Source organism: Roseateles asaccharophilus (assembly GCF_004362405.1).
Classification (GTDB): Bacteria; Pseudomonadota; Gammaproteobacteria; order Burkholderiales; family Burkholderiaceae_C; genus Kinneretia; species Kinneretia asaccharophila.
Window position 1 is genome coordinate 78000 of sequence record NZ_SNXE01000005.1, and the last position, 17079, is coordinate 95078.

The 17079-nt window shown below is 69.1% G+C and carries 11 protein-coding genes; 2 read left to right on the forward strand and 9 right to left on the reverse strand.

Annotated elements, in window-relative coordinates; genetic code table 11:
* Both DFR39_RS12245 and DFR39_RS12250 read right to left on the reverse strand, forming a co-directional pair.
* Nucleotides 1-1164: solute carrier family 23 protein (locus DFR39_RS12245; RefSeq protein WP_211343860.1), on the reverse strand; the 1164-nt coding region annotated here is incomplete at its 3' end.
* Between the two features lie 3 nt (nt 1165-1167).
* Nucleotides 1168-1548 carry a YybH family protein gene (locus tag DFR39_RS12250; protein ID WP_162849510.1) on the reverse strand — a complete coding sequence of 127 codons (381 nt, stop codon included), beginning with the start codon at nt 1546-1548 and terminating at the stop codon, nt 1168-1170.
* 159 nt (nt 1549-1707) lie between these two features.
* Here DFR39_RS12250 and DFR39_RS20460 point away from each other — a divergent pair, with 159 nt between their 5' ends.
* The gene (locus DFR39_RS20460; RefSeq protein ID WP_211343861.1) at nt 1708-2442 is read left to right on the forward strand and encodes a helix-turn-helix transcriptional regulator; all 735 of its coding nucleotides are present in this window, start codon (nt 1708-1710) and stop codon (nt 2440-2442) included.
* A gap of 357 nt (nt 2443-2799) precedes the next feature.
* Here the strand turns inward: DFR39_RS20460 and DFR39_RS12260 are convergent, their stop codons facing one another.
* Genes DFR39_RS12260 through DFR39_RS12290 form a run of 7 tightly spaced genes read right to left on the reverse strand, consistent with a single transcriptional unit; the run spans nt 2800 to nt 16196 of the window.
* On the reverse strand, nt 2800-4659 hold the full coding sequence (locus DFR39_RS12260) for a uracil-xanthine permease family protein (protein ID WP_162849511.1): 1860 nt from the start codon (nt 4657-4659) through the stop codon (nt 2800-2802).
* Nucleotides 4660-4663: 4 nt separating this feature from the next.
* The gene (locus DFR39_RS12265; RefSeq protein WP_162849512.1) at nt 4664-6301 is read right to left on the reverse strand and encodes a Na/Pi symporter; all 1638 of its coding nucleotides are present in this window, start codon (nt 6299-6301) and stop codon (nt 4664-4666) included.
* Between the two features lie 22 nt (nt 6302-6323).
* Complete coding sequence (locus tag DFR39_RS12270; protein WP_133603867.1) at nt 6324-6668, reverse strand: STAS domain-containing protein; 345 nt, start codon at nt 6666-6668, stop codon at nt 6324-6326.
* Between the two features lie 58 nt (nt 6669-6726).
* Nucleotides 6727-9273, reverse strand: a complete 2547-nt coding sequence (locus DFR39_RS12275) for an ATP-binding SpoIIE family protein phosphatase (RefSeq protein ID WP_133603868.1) — start codon at nt 9271-9273, stop codon at nt 6727-6729.
* Nucleotides 9274-9278: 5 nt separating this feature from the next.
* Nucleotides 9279-9743, reverse strand: coding sequence for a phosphate ABC transporter substrate-binding protein (locus DFR39_RS12280; protein WP_133603869.1), 465 nt, complete (start codon nt 9741-9743; stop codon nt 9279-9281).
* 13 nt (nt 9744-9756) lie between these two features.
* Nucleotides 9757-11133 carry a hypothetical protein gene (locus DFR39_RS12285; RefSeq protein WP_133603870.1) on the reverse strand — a complete coding sequence of 459 codons (1377 nt, stop codon included), beginning with the start codon at nt 11131-11133 and terminating at the stop codon, nt 9757-9759.
* A 17-nt stretch (nt 11134-11150) separates the two neighbouring features.
* Nucleotides 11151-16196, reverse strand: a complete 5046-nt coding sequence (locus tag DFR39_RS12290; RefSeq protein ID WP_133603871.1) for an autotransporter-associated beta strand repeat-containing protein — start codon at nt 16194-16196, stop codon at nt 11151-11153.
* Nucleotides 16197-16409: 213 nt separating this feature from the next.
* Between DFR39_RS12290 and DFR39_RS12295 the strand changes: the two genes are divergently transcribed.
* Entirely contained in the window at nt 16410-17078 is a 669-nt protein-coding gene (locus tag DFR39_RS12295; protein WP_133603872.1) for an SDR family oxidoreductase, read from the forward strand.
* Nucleotide 17079: the final 1 nt, after the last annotated feature.

A 17079-nucleotide genomic window follows, 5' to 3' on the forward strand; every position in this document is an offset into this window, starting at 1 on the left:
GTGCCCCGCCCCCAGGCTGGTGCTGCTGAGCTTGTCGGCCAGGTGGCGGATCAGGACGCCGGAGACGCGGGCCATGGCGGCGTCGAGCTGGCGTTCCAATTCAGCGGCATCGTCGGCGTCGGTGCTTTCGATGTTCATCAACGCATTCAGATCCAACGGCGCTTCCGCCGTTGCAGCTGCGCCTGCTGAGCCATCCCCCGACCCTGCAGCCGATCCCCCCAGCCGCAGCGGCTCCCCCTCGTGCAGCAGCTCCAGGTCGAAGTTGAATTCGTCAAAGCTGCCGCGTATCACCAGCAGGCGGCCGCCGCCTGCGGCCTGGATCGCTTCGCTCGCTTCCAGTGCGGCCAGTGCGGCGCGGCGGACGATGTCCATGCGCGCGCCCCAGGCGCCGCCCTGGCGCTCCACAAAGGCCGTGAGCTGGTGGTTGAGCGGGCCCTGGCGCGGGTCCAGCTCGCAGCTGGCGCGCAGCCGGGTGCCCAGGCGGAACAGCAGGTTCAGGCTCATCACGCACACGCCCGTGACCACAAAGCCGTCGCCGGCCAGCAGGGCCAGGCCCTCGGGCAGGCCCTGGCTCAGGCCCGGCATCAGCATGGTGGCCAGGCCGGCGCATAGGGACAGGCCCACCATGAAGATGCCGCGGCTGTCCAGCGCGCGGGTGGCGATCATCTCGATGCCTGAGACGATGAGGTAGGCCGCGGCATAGAGCGAGATGGCGCCCAGCACCGCCTGCGGGATCAGCGTGAGCGCCATGGTCAGCAGCGGGCTCAGGGCCACCAGCAGCAGCAGGGCGGCGCAGGCCAGGCCGATGTAGCGGCTGCTGGAGCCGGTGGCATGCACCAGCGCGATATTGGCCGAGCTGGGCGCGGTGGGAAAGCTGCCGAACAGGCCGCTCAAGAAGTCGCTCGCGCCGTTGGCGCGGATGCCGCGCCCCACCATCAGCATATCGGCGCGGCGCCAGTCGGTGTTGTCGGTCTTGTCCATCACGATCAGGCAGCCGATGTTGTCCAGCTGGTTGAGCGTGGCGATCAGCACGATGGCAAAGATGATCTCGGGGCCCAGATTGAAGCTGGGCGCAATCGGCTGGGGCAGGGCCAGCCAGGGGGCGCCAAAGGCGCCCTGGCCGGCAGGTTCAGCGTTGCAACCTGCCGTTCGCCATGGCTGCACGCGCTACTTGACGTGCATAACGCCGTCCCCGAAGGGGTGGTCGATCACCATGCGCCAGCTGCCATCGGGCTGACGCTTGAGAACCGCGACAGAAAGAGAGCTCATTTTGTTGCCATCAGGACCTGGGGCCGTCCACTTCATGAGGTGCAGCGCATTGTCGCCAGAGACGACAACGTCATGGGCACCGTAAGTAAATGGGACCCCCGCCTTGATGAACTCCGCGAACATGTTTCGCAGCGTCGCGTCGCCGGTCATGGGCTTGCCTGGTTCACCGACCACTACGGCACCCGACGCGTAGGTCGACATGATGGAGTTGATATCTCCAGCGGCAAACGCTGAAGTCATACGGTCAATCGTGGCAATTACTTTGGTCTTGTCATCCATCTTCATCTCCTGGGCATGGCTGGTGGTTGCGCTGGCAATGCCGACAGCGAAGGCTAGTGTTCTCAAACGGGGCATTTACGTTCCTTTGGTCGTCGATTTGTCGACGCCCGAATGCTAGGATTTGCCCCTGACAGAAAATGGCAGGGGTAGTGCTTGCGGTTGTTTCGACTCTTTCGTCTGCTTGACGAATTCCGGCTGCGACACACGCCTGTGACGGCCCAAGAGCTTTCCGAGGACCTGGGCGTGTCCCTGCGTACGCTTTACCGAGACATTGCCGACCTGCAAGCGATGGGAGCACCCATTCGCGGTGAGGGCGGCGTCGGCTACGTTATGGAGCCTGGGTATTTCCTGCCTTCGCTTCGATTCGACGCGGATGAACTGGAGGCTATTGCGCTGGGCGTTCGCCTCGTTGTCTCACGAGGAGATCCGAAGCTCGCGGAGGCTGCTGTACGTGCCTCAGCGAAGATTGCTTCCACAGTTAATGAAGGTGCGCGTCGAGCGTTCCTCGTAAGTCCGGTCGAATCCGGACCGTCCGCCTTAGGGAGAACGCCGCATCTGGAGACGCTTCGGGATTCAGTGCGGCAGCGCAAGGTGCTGGAGATCGCCTACGAGGCGCTGACGGGGAAGGCGTCGGTCCGACGCGCTCGTCCTCTTGGCCTAACTGTTTTCGACACGGTTTGGCTTCTTACGATTTGGTGCGAGCGAGCATCGGACTTTCGCCATCTGCGTGTGGATCGGATCCGTTCCATCAAAGAGACCGGGGCATGTTTCCGCGACGAGGCTGGCAAACGCTTCAGTGACTGCTTAACGCGCGAGGGCAACGCTACCTTCCCACGAGGTGTAATACCCAATCGTCCGACGAAACCGAGACTCGACTCGCCAGGGCCGGCCTAGCTTGCCGTTGCTGTGCCAAACGGCTGGCCGTAGGCCACGAACAGACGGGGCGAAGCGTGACCCTTGGAACGGCCCCGACAGTGAGCTCACCTGGCGGCCTCCGAAGGCAAGGCGTGTCAACCACTCGCTGTAGTTCTTCATGCGAAGCTGCCACTTGGATGTCGCGATCGCGGGCGACATCATCGAACGGCCGGTCTGAACCTCAACCCAGTCAGTCCGAGCTTGAACAGTCCGACGCCTGGATGACCGGAATGTGCGGAGCGGGTCGAGGGTCAGGTCTTGAACCTAAGGGTCAGGTCTTGAACCTAAAGTGCCCCGCGCTGAACAGCGCCTTGCCTCTAAGGTCCCGATGAATCGTCAATGATCAAAATGCAACCTCAACACCGCCTGCCCCGCCCCCAGGCTGGTGCTGCTGAGCTTGTCGGCCAGGTGGCGGATCAGGACGCCGGAGACGCGGGCCATGGCGGCGTCGAGCTGGCGTTCCAATTCAGCGGCATCGTCGGCGTCGGTGCTTTCGATGTTCATCAACGCATTCAGATCCAACGGCGCTTCCGCCGTTGCAGCTGCGCCTGCTGAGCCATCCCCCGACCCTGCAGCCGATCCCCCCAGCCGCAGCGGCTCCCCCTCGTGCAGCAGCTCCAGGTCGAAGTTGAATTCGTCAAAGCTGCCGCGTATCACCAGCAGGCGGCCGCCGCCTGCGGCCTGGATCGCTTCGCTCGCTTCCAGTGCGGCCAGTGCGGCGCGGCGGACGATGTCCATGCGCGCGCCCCAGGCGCCGCCCTGGCGCTCCACAAAGGCCGTGAGCTGGTGGTTGAGCGGGCCCTGGCGCGGGTCCAGCTCGCAGCTGGCGCGCAGCCGGGTGCCCAGGCGGAACAGCAGGTTCAGGCTCATCACGCACACGCCCGTGACCACAAAGCCGTCGCCGGCCAGCAGGGCCAGGCCCTCGGGCAGGCCCTGGCTCAGGCCCGGCATCAGCATGGTGGCCAGGCCGGCGCATAGGGACAGGCCCACCATGAAGATGCCGCGGCTGTCCAGCGCGCGGGTGGCGATCATCTCGATGCCTGAGACGATGAGGTAGGCCGCGGCATAGAGCGAGATGGCGCCCAGCACCGCCTGCGGGATCAGCGTGAGCGCCATGGTCAGCAGCGGGCTCAGGGCCACCAGCAGCAGCAGGGCGGCGCAGGCCAGGCCGATGTAGCGGCTGCTGGAGCCGGTGGCATGCACCAGCGCGATATTGGCCGAGCTGGGCGCGGTGGGAAAGCTGCCGAACAGGCCGCTCAAGAAGTCGCTCGCGCCGTTGGCGCGGATGCCGCGCCCCACCATCAGCATATCGGCGCGGCGCCAGTCGGCGTTGTCGGTCTTGTCCATCACGATCAGGCAGCCGATGTTGTCCAGCTGGTTGAGCGTGGCGATCAGCACGATGGCAAAGATGATCTCGGGGCCCAGATTGAAGCTGGGCGCAATCGGCTGGGGCAGGGCCAGCCAGGGGGCGCCCTGCAGCCACTCCAGGCCCAGCAGGCGGTCGCTGAGCGCGGCGATGAGCAAGCCCGTGAGCAGGCCGGCTAGCACGCCCAGCAGCTTGAAGCGCCGCCCGCCCCAGACCGAGAAGATCACGATGCTGGCCAGGGTGGCGCCGGCGATGAGGGTGCTCACGCCGTCGATCTGCAGCCCGCCTGCCGGCGCGGCCGCGTCCTGCACGCCCAGGGCATTGCGCATGGCCGGCTCCACCAGACCCAGGCCGCCCATGCAGACCACGGTGCCCACCACGGTGGGCGGGAAGAGGGCGCGCAGATGGCGCATCAGCGGGCCCACGCAGAGCGTGACGCCGGCGGCGATGAGGCTCACCTGCACCAGGGAGCCCAGGCCGTAGCTGGCGATGGCCGCCGCGGCCACGGTGATCATCATGGGGTCGGGCTGGAAGACCAGCAGGCTGCCGCTGCCCCAGCGCCCGCCCCAGGCCTGCAGGGCCGTGCCCATGGCCATGCCCAGCAGGGTCATGGCGACGATGGAGTGGGTCTGCGGCAGGCTCAGGCCGGCGATCTTGGCGGCGGCCAGCACATGGGCGATCAGGGCCAGCACCGTGGCCGCATGTTGCAGGGCCAGCAGGCTCAGGGCGCCGGGCGGCGGGCATTCGTCGGCCGCGTAGATCAGCTCGAAGGGTCGGCGCACCGGCTTGGAGGGCGGCAGCCAGCGGCCCAGGGTCTGGAGCAGGTTCATGGCATCAGGAGGCAGAGGAGCTGGCGGGCGTGTCCAGCAGCAGGACATAGCGCCGGGCCAGCCAGACGCAGCGCTCGAACACCGTGGTGGCGCTGAACACGGCCTGGCGCAGGCCGGCCTCCAGCTCGCTGCCCTGCAGGCGGCGGCGTATGCCGTCCATCAGCTCGGAGCGGTCGTGCGTGAGGCTGCGCAGCAGGGCCAGGTCCTCGGCGTCGGGCAGGGGGCGGCTGGCGGTGTCGGCCAGGGTTTCGAGCATCAGGTGCAGGCTTTGCACCAGCTGGTCCAGCAGCAGGGCCACGGGGGCGCCGTCGGCCGCCGCGCCGCCGGCCGCCTGCGCGGCCTGGTGCAGCTCCACCAGCGAGTCCTGCAGCGAGGCCAGCAGGCGGTTGCGGTCGCGCAGCACCATGCAGCGCTCCAGCACATCGCGGCTGCGCTGGCGGTCCGCCAGCTCCACCAGGAACTGCTCGCAGAGCTGCAGCACCTGGGCCTCGGCGGCCTGGCGCTCGGCGGGGCCCAGGGCGGGGCTGCCCTCGGGGGCGGGCCGGTCCTGGCGCAGGGTGTCCAGGTAGGCGGGCAGGCAGGCCAGCAGGCGCTGCTGCTCCTTGTCGGCCAGCAGCAGGGCGGTCTCGGCCTCGTCCAGGGCCTCGTCGTGCACATAGTGCGGCCGGCTCAGGTTCTCCTGCAGCGAGGGCGCGGCCCAGGCCTCCAGCCAGCGCAGGGCGGGGGCCTGCAGCGCCCGGCTGGCCAGATCGCTGAGCAGCTGCACCACCATGTAGAAGACGGCCAGGCGCGCGGCCAGGCCCAGACCGAAGTGCTGTTCCAGCAGCCGGCCGAAGGGATCGTCCAGCAGCCAGCGGTTGGCGGCGTAGAAGAGCAGGGTGAGCAGCAGGCCCTGCAGGCGCAGCAAGACCTGGAACAGCACCAGCTGGCGGGCGCTGCCCTGCAGGCGGCCGGCCAGGCTCCAGGCCGAGGCGGCCGAGCCCAGGCCGGCGCCCATCACCAGCATGGCGCCGCCATTCCAGCCGATCAGGCCGCCGGCGGCCAGGCTCATGGTGATGACCACCACCGTGGTGGACGACTGTGCGGCCCAGGCCACCGCCGCCCCCATCAGAAAGCTGGGCAGCAGCCACACGCCCAGCTCGCTGATGTGCAGGCGCAGCCAGGGCTCGGTGCGCAGCAGGGCGGCGCCGCTCTTGATGTAGTCGGTGCCCAGGAAGAGCAGGCCCAGGCCCAGCAGGGCGCCCACGGCATGGCGCCAGCGGGTGGATTGGTCGATCTGCCGGTAGTAGGCCATGCCGGTCAGGCCCACCAGGCACAGGGCCAGGGCGTGCAGATCGATGGCGGCCACCAGGGCCAGCAGCGAGGTGCCCAGATTGGCCCAGCGGATGATGGGAAAGGCGCGCTGCCGGTCCATGGCGCCGGCCGTGACCAGGGCCACCAGCACATGGATGACGGCGTTGACGCTCTGCATCACCGCGCCGGCCAGCAGGCCGAACAGGGCCAGGGAGCCACGCCCGGTGACGGCACGCGCGATCAGCTGGCGCAGGCGGCGCCCCACCACCTGACGCAGATGGCTGCTGATCAGGCGCACGCCGATGAAGAACAGGCCCAGCCCGGCGAACAGGCTGATGAAGATGCTCATGAAACCGGGGCGGTGTGGGCGCTCAGGCCGCCAGCTGACGCAGACCCTCGGCGCGGTCATTCACGCTGTCGATGATCTTCAAGAAGCCGCTGATCTCGAACACCTCGCGCACATGCTGGGGCAGGCCGCACAGCAGCAGGCGGCCCTGGGCCTGCTTGGCGCGCTTGGCCGCCATCAGCACCACGCGCAAGCCGGCGCTGGAGATGTAGTCCACGGCGGCAAAGTCCATGAGGGCGCGCGCGCCGGGGGTGGCAAACAGGTCTTGCACGGCCTGCTCGAAGGCGCCGGCGGTGGCGCTGTCGATGCGGCCCTTGAGTTGAACCAGGCGGGCGCCTTGCTCATCGCTGCTGTGGTGTTCGAAGCTCATGGGGGTGCTGTCTTTCTTCGGTTCGAATGCGGGAGGAACGCTGGAGGGGGGAGGAGGCTCAAGCCTTCTTGAGCGTCTTGAGCAGCACGATCAGGTTGCCGCTGCCGTCGTAGAAGGCGCGCACCTCGTCCATCATGGTCTTGACCATGTGCACGCCCAGGCCGCCCACCTCGCGGGCTTCCACGCTGGCGTCCAGGCTGGGGGCGGGGGCCTCCACAAAGGGGTCGAAGGGCGGGGCGTCGTCCTTGAGGATGATTTCCAGCCATTCCTCCGAGCGCGAAAGCCGCACATGGATGGGGCGGTCCGGCGCGCCGTGCAGGCCGTGCTGGATGGTGTTGGTGATCAGCTCTTCCAGGCAGAGGTTGACGGCAAAGGCCAGATCGGGGCGTTCGCTCAGGGCCTCGTCCACGGCCGCGGCCAGGGGGGCGATCTCCTCGACCCGGCTTTGCAGGCGGTACTCCAGCAGCAGGGTCTTGTTCTTCAGTTCCAGGGGGGCGTGGCTCACGGTCAGAGCTCCTCGGGCTTGTGGGCTGGCGGGCGTGTCGGGGGTGGAGGGCGTAGGCAGGGCGGGGGCGGCCTCGTCCTGCGGCTTGCGGCACAGCAGCAGGGCGGTCAGGTCGTCGCTGGGCTCGGCGCCGCCCACGAAGTCGGCCACATCGCGCACCAGGCTGGCCAGCTTGTCGGCGGCATGCGGCTCGCGGCTGGCGCGCAGCCAGGCGAACAGGCGCTCTTCGCCATAGGCCTTGCCGGCGGCGTCGAAGGCCTCGGTGATGCCGTCGGTGTAGAGCAGCAGGGTGTCGCCGGCCTGCAGGCGCGTCTGCCGCGCGCTGTAGCTCATGCCGGGCAGCACGCCCAGGGCCACATCGCGCGGGCAGTCCAGGGCGAGCACCTCACCCCGCGCGCTGCGCAGCAGGGGCGCCGGGTGGCCGGCGCTGGCATAGACCAGGCTGCCGTCGCGCGGGTCGTAGATGCAGTAGCAGGCGGTGACGAAGAGCTCCATGGGATTGCGCCCGCTGAGCAGCTCGTTGGCACGCGCCAGCACCTCCTGCGGGCCCAGACCGTCCTGGGCCAGGTCTTGCAGCACGGTGCGCGAGACGGCCATGAAGAAGGCCGCTCCCATGCCCTTGCCGGCCACATCGGCGACCAGAAAGCCCCAGCGGCCGCCGGACAGCGCAAAGCAGTCGTAGAAGTCACCGCCCAGCTCGCGCGCCGGCTGCATGCAGGCCTGCATGGAGAAGTCCGCCGTGTCGGGAAAGTGCTGGGGCAGGATGGCCTGCTGCATATCGCGGGCCGATTCCAGCTCTTCCTGCACCCGCAGGGCGGCCAGGTGCAGCTGGTCGTTCTTGTCGGCCAGCTCCAGGGTGCGCTGCTGCACCAGGCGCTCCAGCTCGCGCTGGCGCGACTCGTTCTGCTCGCGGATCACCTCCAGCAGCCGCCCGACCTCGGCGGCCACGGTGTTGAAGTTGCCCGCCACCAGGACCAGCTCGTCCTGGGTGTCGATGCGGATGCGCGTGTCCAGGCGGCCGGCGCAGAAGTCCTGCGTGCCCTGCGAGAGCCGGCGCAGCGAGCGCAGCGTGGAGACATAGATGCCGGCAAAGAGATAGGCAATGGCGGCCATGGCGCCCACCAGCAGGGCGCCCACCTGCCACTGGCTGTGGCGCAGCTGGGCCAGGCGCTCCTGCAGCAGCAGGTCGGCGTGCGTGATGGCGGCCTGCATCAGGGCCTGGACCTGTGCCAGATTGGCCTGGGCCAGGGGGCGCAGCTCGGCCACGGCCTGCGGTCGGTCCAGCACCTTGTCCACCGCATCTTGCTGGCGCTCGACGCGGGCCAGCAGCTCGGCCAGCTGGGGCTGGAGTCCGGCGCGGTCACCCGTGGCCAGCAGCTGCTGCATGCCGGCGCGCAGGGCGGGCACCGACTCGCTGAGCACCACCTGGGCGGCCACGGCATAGCTGGCCATGCTGTCGCTGGACAGGGCCAGCGCGTCCTGCTGTTTGGCCAGGGTCTCCATCAGCAGGGGCAGACGGTGGCTGAGCATCTCGAAGGCCGCGTCCAGCGTGGGGTCCACATTGAGGCGGTGAGCGCGGGCGCTCTCGCGCATCAGGGCCAGCAAGGCGTTGATGGCGCCGGTGTGGGCGGCAAAGCGGCGCTGCGCATCGTCGTCGCCCTGGGCGCTCAGCTCGCGCAGTTGTTGCCACTGCTGCTGCAGGCGCTGGCCCAGTGCCGGCAGGGCGCTGGGCGGGGCATGGGCCGGGAGCGGGGGCGCGGCGGCCCAGCCCAGCAGGGCCTGCAGCGCGCGGGCGGCGTCCGCGGCTTGCGGCAGCGGCCCCTCGCCGAGCGTTCCGCGCTGGCGCACCAGGCTGTAGAGCACGCTGGCCTGCTGGGACAGGGCGGCCAGACCCTGGCGTTCCAACTCGGCGCTCTGGGCCTCCAGGCCGGCCTTGCGCAGCAGGGGCCAGCTCAGCAGCCCCAGGGCCAGCAGCATCACGGCACCGACCAGCAGGAATTTGCGCGAGAAGCTCAGCCGCCCCGAGAGCCAGCTGGCCGGCGCCAGCAGACGCAGCCAGGGCGGCTGGCTCGCGTCGCGGTGTGCCGCCTGGGCCCTCATGGACCTCAATCGACGCTGGTGCTCAGCAGCACCTTGACGCCGGTACCGCTGGGCTTGCGCGAGACATAGCCGATGGCGCCCGGGGTGCTCTGCACCAGGCGGGTCACCTCCTCGTCGTTGTCCACCTGGCGCGGCGGCAGACCCATGCCGGTGAAGCTCTGGCGCGCCCAGTAGGCACGCACCTGGCCGAGACTGCGGCCCGTGACCTGGTCGTAGAAGGCGCGGCGCAGGCTGCTGCCTTCGCGCAGATCGATGGGCTGTATGGGCTGGCCATCGGGCCAGCTCTGCTGCTGGCGCAGATAGATCTGGGTCACGCGCTCCGGGCTGATCTTGTCCAGCACCACGTCCTTGTGGGCGATCACGATCAGCTCGTTGGCGGCCAGGGCGGAGCGGGCCGCGCCCGCGCACAGCAGGGCCAGCAGGGGGATCAGGGCCAGGGAACGGCGGGGCAGGAAGTCGGTGAATTTCATGGCCGCTCCCTCCTTAGAACACCAGGTCCAGCGTGACGCTGAACAGCTGGAGCTTGTTGTCGAAGGGCAGGCTGGGCACGGCCAGCGGGCCGGGCTTGCTGGCATTGGGCGTGCGCACCTGATCGAGCTGGGTCTTGATGGCCATGTTCTCGCGCCAGTCCCAGCGCAGGCCCAGGCTCAGCGAGCGGCTGCTGATGTCGGCGAACTGCTGCGCCCGGCCAAAGCCTTGCTGCAGCTGCTGCAGGGCGCCGTCGAGCTGCGGGTTCAGCCCGGTCGCGGCCAGGGCCTCGGTATTGAGGGTGGCACGGGAGCGCTTGAGCCGCGCCACGCTGAGGTAGGGGGTGACATCGCCCAGGCTGCGGGCCAGCGTGAGGCTGTAGCCGCGGCCGCGACCGACCAGATCGTTGCTGGGGTCCATCCAGGTCAGCTCGGCCAGCACGCGCCATTGCTGCCAGTTGCCGTCCAGACCCAGGCTGCTGTAGCTGGGGCGGTTGTCGAAGGGGTTGCGCAGGGCCTCCACGCCCTGCGACTTGGTCTGCAGGGCGGCCTGTAGCGCCGGCGGCAGCATGGGGTTGAGGGCCAGCTGCCGCAGGGCGCCGCCGACCTGCTCCAGGCCCTGGTTGAGCTGGCTGACCTGCTCGGAGCGCAGCACATAGCGGTCGATCTCGGTGTGCGAGAAACGCAGGGTCAGGTCTTGCAGATGCGCGCTGAGGCTGAAGCCCACCAGGCCGCGCAGGCTGGCATCGGCCGAGATGGCCGGCGAGAAGTTGTTGAAGCGGTGGGTGTAGTCGTAGCGACCGCCATAGACCTGGGCCAGCAGGCTGGCATCGCCAAGATTGAGGCGCCAGTGCAAATCGGCACCGTCCAGGCTGGCCACGCTGTTGGTGAGGGCGTAGATGGCGGGCGCCGGGCGCACGCTCAGGTTGGCATAGCCGATCTCGGCAATGCTGGAGTCAAAGAACAGCGGGCTGCGCACCCGTCCCAGATTGAGGCTCAGGCCCTGGCCCAGCTGCTGGCGCAGGGCGGCGATGCGCAGGCGCGGCTTCATGTCCTCGCCCGCGCGGGCCACGCCTTGCAGCTGCAGCGTGGTGCCCTGGGCGGGCTGCCATTCCAGCTGCAGGCCCAGGGCCGTGTCCATATTGGCGGACCAGCCCTTGCGCACCGGGCGCAGCTGCGAGAAGGAGGTGATGGCGCCGGCCGTGGCGTTGTCGTTATGCGTCAGGCCCAGGGTGGCGAAGCCGGAGAAGCGCAAGGGGCTGCTCGCCTCGGCGGGCTGCGCCTGCGCCTGCACCTGCGACGCAGCGAGTGTCAAGGCGGCCATGGCGGCCAGGACTGAGAGGGCAGCCGCACCCAAGGCTTGAGACCTGTCGGCTTGCAGAGTGCGTTTCATGATGATCGGATCTGTTTTCAGGAGTTGGACCGCGCTGCCTGGGCCTGGGCGGGCAGCCGGCGGCGCTGGCGCCATGCCAGGACCGCCAGCCCCAGCCCCATCAGGGCCCAGCTGCCGGGCTCGGGCACCGCGCTCACCTGCAGCTGCCCGGTGCTGCCCAGCTGGCTCAGGTCCAGCTGCTGGCGGTCCAGGCCGCTCACGGTGATGCGGTCAGCACTGAGCGAGCCGCTGAACTGCTGGAAGTCGAAGAGCTGGAAGCGGCTGCCCGCCACTGGCTTGAAGCTGCTGTCAAACTGAAGGTTCAGCGTGCCCTGGAAGTCCAGCCAGCCGATGTTCATCAGCTGGTCGTAGCCCGTGCCGGGCTGCGGGCCGAAGAACTCCAGCGTCAGCACGGCGTTCGCGCCAAAGCTCAGGCGGCCGCCGCCAAAGTCGATGCGGGCCGGGCTGTTGCCGGGCTGGTAGCCGGCCTTGAACAGCACCGAGCCGGCGAAGCTGCCCGCACCCTGCACATCGTTCAGGAAGCTGAGCGTGCCACCGCTGCCCTCGATGCGGCCCTGGTGCGTGAACTCGCCCTGCACCGTGGCATCGCCGATGAAGCTCATGACGCCCCCGTGCGTGAGCGTCGCACCATTGAGCGTGGCCAGGCGGGCGCCGGCCTGCAACTCGGTCAGGCGGCCCAGCTGGGCGGCATCGGCCGAGAGCAAGAGGGCGGTGGCCCCGCGCTCCACACGCAGCTCACCGGCGTGGGCAAAGCCCCCCGCCTGATCGGCATCGCCCAGCGTCAGCGTGCCACCCTGGGCCACCAGCTGGGTGCGGGCACCGCCCTGCACCGCACCGCTCACCAGGCCATGGCCTTGCAAGCTGCGCACCTCGCTCAGGTCGATGGGGGCCTCGGTCGTCATCAGCCTGCCGCCTTGCAGGGCCACTGTGCCTGCGCGCAGCTGGCCGCCGTCCAGCAGCAGCTGCGTGCCCCGCGCCATCGACAGCGTGCGGCTGACCTGCAAGGTCTGGCCCTCGTTCAACACCGTCATGCGCTTGAAGCCGCCCTGACCCAGGGCCGCGCCGGCGTCACCGGTGATGGCCAGGGTGCCGCGCTGCCAGGCCAGGCGCGCCGCGGTGTCGGCCCCGAAGGTCTCGGTGCGCAGCACGCCACCGTCCAGCAGCACCCGGCCGCTGCCTTGCAGGCCGCGCGTCACCAGCACGCCACCTTGCGCAAGGTTCAACTGCCCGCCGCCCAGTTGCAGCTGGCCGCCGACCTCCAACACGCGGCCCTGGTTCAGGACGGTGCGGCCGCCGAGCCAAGGGTTGCTCAAGGCCACATCGCCCTTCAGGGCCAGGGTGCCTTGCTGCCAGTCGAAATGCCCACTGAGGGCTTGGCTGGCGCTGAGGTCCAGGCGCCCACCGTCCAGGCTCAGCACCGCAAAGCTGAGCACGCCGCCTTCCAGCAGCAGCTGGCTGCCGCGATCGATGCGGAGCTCACCCGCCACATGCAGGCGCTTGTCCGCGCCGAGCACCAGCTGCGCAGGCAGCCCATCGGCCAAGCGCGCATCGCCGCGCAGGGTCAGCTGGCCCGAGCGCCAGTCCAGACCTGCGGATCCGGGCGTGCCGCGAAGCGCGTCCAGGTCCAGCTGGCCACCGGCCAAGACCAGCGGGGTGGCACCGTCCAGGGTCAGGCGCCCTTCAACGCGCAGCTGGTGATCGGCACCCAGCACCGGCACGGTGGCTAGCAGCCCCTGGCCTTGCTGAGCGGGGCCCTCCAGCGTCAGGCGGCCGCGCTGCCAATCCAGCGATCCGGTGAAGGCGGCCGTGCTCTGCGCCGTCAGGCTGCCACCGTTGAGCAGCAGCGTCCGGGCGTGCAATTGGCCGCCTTGGGCCAGCTGCAGGCGCTGCCCTTGCTGGACCGCGAGCTGGCCTTCGACCGCCAGACTGCGGCCCTCAGCGAGCAGCAGGTCGGCGCCCAGCAGGCCTTGGTTCAAGCCCGTGTCGCTGCCGATGGTGAGCTGGCCGTGGGTCCAGTCCAAGCCCGCGACAAAGCTCTTTTCGGCACGCTCCATGCGCAAGGCCCCACCGTGCAGCTGCAGGCTGGAGGCGCCGCTCAGGTGGAGCTGGGCCGCGTCCAGGCGGGCGCCATCGCGCAGCTGCACCTGGCTGTGATCAAGATGCAAGCCTTCGGAGAGGACCCAACGGGTGCCCGGCCCGCTCAGCTGGGCGGTGCTGCTGCTCAGCCAGGCCTGTTGGCCCTGCAACTGGGCCCCTGCGCCCAGATCAAGGTGCGTGCCGCTGCCGAGCTGGAGTTGCCCGATCGCCAGTTGGGTGCCGGCGTCCTGCGCCTGCAGGCTGGCGCCGTCCCGCAGCGCAAGGACGCTGGTGCTCAGTGCACCGCCTTGCGCCACCGTGAGGTTCACCCCGGTTTGAGACAGGCGCTGTGCGTCCAGGCGGCTACCCACACCGCTGACGAGCACCTGGGCGGCCCCCGGCGCACCCACGTTGCGCAGCACCAGTTCCTGGTCGCCGCCGCTCAGGCGTGCGCCGGCTTGCACGCTGATGCGGCCTGTCCCAAGCTCGCCCAAGAGGGCCATGTCTTGCAATTGCAGGGTGCTGCCAGCGCCTTCGAGGCGCAGTTCGCTGTGGTTGCTGACGATGAGTTTCTGCAGCTGGGACGGGCCCGCCAGGCGCAAGGTGGCCTCGGACAAGCTCAGAGTGCCGTGGCCGCTGAGCCGCCCTTGGATCACCGAGTTCTGGCCCTTGCCCAGGCTCAGCACCGCCTCTGAGCCCAAGGCCAGATCGCTGTTGAGCTGAAGCTCACCCAGCACGCTCAGCTGGTTGGCGGCGTCCACGTTCAGGGTGGGCGTGCCTGCCACGCTGCTGAGGCGCCCCTGCACCCTCAAGTTCCGCCCTGTGCTCAGCGTGTCCCGCCCGGCCAGCAGGCCCTGGCCCAGCTCGGCGTCGCCCACCAGGACCAGCTGACCGTGCTGCCAGTTCAGCACCGAGCGGAAGTCGGCCTGCACCTGGGCCTCAAAGCTGCCGCCGGCCAGCACCAGCTGATGCGCCTGCAACTGGCCGCCGCTGCGCAAGGCCAGGGCATCGCCTGGGTTGAGCTGCAGATCGCCTTGCACTTCCAGCGCGCGCCCGGCGCTCAGCACCAGGTTCTGCGCCAGCACATCGCGGTTGAGCGCCGTGCTGCCGCCCAGGATCACGCGGCCCTGCTGCCAGTCCAGCCCGCTGACGAAGCTGCGGCCGGCCTGGGTCAGTTCCAGCACGCCGCCGTCCAGCAGCACCGAGAGGCCCTGGGTGTGGCCGAAGGGTATCTCCAGGGCGCGTGCACGGAACAGGCCGCCGTCGCGGATGGTCAGCTGACTGCCGTAGGTCTGACCGTTGGCCACCCCGCTGCCGCCCCGCAGGATGCCGTCATGCAGCCAGCGGCTGCCCGCGCCGCTGACCAGCATCCTGCCCATGAAGAAGGGCGTCACCCGAGGGTTGACTTCCCCGCTCTCCAGCAAGCCACCGGCCAAGACCTGGATCTGGGGGCTCCGGTGAGATGAAGCGCGCAGATAGCTGGTCTTCAGGCTGGAGCCTGGGCCCTGCACGGTCAGCTTACTGCCGTGACCGTCCAGCCAGAGGATGTCCGTGACCACGCGCCCTCCGTCTGCAACCGTCACCGCGCCGTCACCGTCGACAAATAGGGTGGCGGGCTGACTCGGACCCCGGACTTCGAACAGGCTGCCCGCACCCTGCACGGTCAGCTGGCCACCACCGCGAACAGTGGCGCGGTCCCGTGAGAGCTGGGCGCCGTCACGCACCCTCAACTGGCCGCCATAGTCCACGAAGAGCTCGCCGGTTCCCGTACCGTCTTCGGACTTCCAGAACACCTGGGTCTGTGGACCGACCATGTCGAACTGCGATTCAATGCCTGCCACGATGATGCGAATGTTCGCCACGGTGCTGCGGCCGACTTCGCCGAGCACAAGCTGGGTACGTCCCTCTTCAATCTCATACATCGAGGCTGTCGCCACTAAGCCGGCACTGACTTTGCCGCTCATGGTCAGCAAATGCCCAGTGTGCACAATGGTGCCGGCACCGCTGATGCCATCACGCAGCGTCAGCACCGCCCCCTTGGCAAGCTCGAGCGTGCCTTGGTTGAGTACAGGGCCACTCAAGTTGGCGCCGGCCTTGAGTAGCAGCGTGCCAGACTGAATCTCCAGCCCTTGCTGCAGGTTCAAGCCCTGGCTCAGGCTCAATGTGCCGCTGCCTTGCTTGATGAAGCGGCCCTCGCCGCTGATCAAGCCGGCAAAGCTGGTGTTGTCGCTGCGATTGAAGGCGAGTGTGGCGCCAGCGTCCACCTGCACGGGACCGAGGATCGAACCGCTGCTTCCCCCGTCGCCGATGGCCAGCGTGCCGCCCGCCACCCGCGTGCCGCCGGTGTAGGTGCTGCTGCCCGTCAGCACCTGGGTGCCGGTGCCGACCTTGGTGAAATGCCCGGCGCTGTTGCCGTCCGCCAGCACCCCGGCGAAGCTGCCGCTGCCGTTGGCCACGCCGAGGGTGAAGGTCTGGTAGCCGTAGCTGGAATGGCCGTCGAAGAAGCCGGTGCGGATGGTGCCGCTGCCCGTCAGTGCATCGACGCGCACATTGGCTTCCACGCCGTCAAACAGAGCCCCCTGGGCCACATGCAGGCTGGCTTGGTTGCGAGACCAGTTTTCGTTGGCACTGCTGCCTCCAACGAATCGCCCCTCCAGCACATCAATCCAGCTGCCGGCCTGCAGCGCAAAGGTCGCGCTGCGAGCCCCCCAGAAGGCTGATCCCGCACCGGTCTTCACCAGCCGCCCCGTCCCCTGGTAGACCACATCGCCCAGGCTGGCGCCCAGGTCGGTGTTCTCCGGCGTGAACAGGGTGTGGGGCGCCAGGGGCGTCAGCTCGATGACTGTGGCCCCGGTCGCGGGGGACAGCGGCGCGGCAAAGGCGGCAGCCAATGCGCTGCGCAGCGTCAGGCGCCGAAGTCCGGCGGCTCGGCGTGCAGTGTTCGATCTGGCGTGGCTGAGATGGGTGGGGCGGGCGTCGCGGGGCATGGGCAGGTGTCTCCGGGAGGGGCGGGGGTGGCCCCCTCGGGAGCCCGGCGCGATGCTCGGGGTCTGGCGTTGAAAAAGCGTTGAATCTCACCCCAGCGTTTGAGGGGGGGCGCGCGCTGCCGCCAAGCTCATCAGGCCCTGGCGGGCCTCAGGGTCGCGCGGGCCGTGCACAATCCGTGCTGTTTTTATTCATGTCAGACAAGGAGTGAGACCATGGCCTCGGTGCTGGTAATCGGAGCCTCCCGCGGCATCGGTCTGGAGTTCGTGCGGCAGTACCGCGCCGCCGGTGAGCGGGTGCTGGCCACGGCGCGCAGCGAGCCGGGCCTGGCGGCGCTGCGCGCCCTGGGCGCCACGGCGCTCAAGCTGGACGTGGCCGATACCGCCAGCGCCGCCGGTCTGGCCTGGCAGATCGACGGCCATCAGTTCGATCTGGTCGTGATCAACGCCGGTGTGTTCGGGCCGCGCAGCGAGGGTCTGCAGACGCCCACCCAGGCCGAGTTCGACATGGTCATGCACACCAATGTGCTGGGCCCCATGCGGCTGCTGCCCCAGCTGGCTGAGGCCCTGGCGCCGGGGGCTCGCATCGGCATCCTGTCCTCGCGCATGGGCTCCATCGGCCTGCGCAACAGCAGCTCGGGCTGGCTGTATCGCGCCTCCAAGGCGGCGGTGAATTCGGTCATGAAGGACGCGGCCCTGAGCCTGCAAGGCCGGGCCAGCCTGTGCAGCTTCCACCCCGGCTGGGTGCGCACCGAGATGGGCGGCGCCGGCGCGGACATCGATGTGCAGACCAGCGTGGCGGGCATGCGCACTGTGCTGGCCACGCTCAAGCCGGAGCACAGCGGCGGCTTCTTCAATTACGACGGCCAGCAGCTGGCCTGGTGAA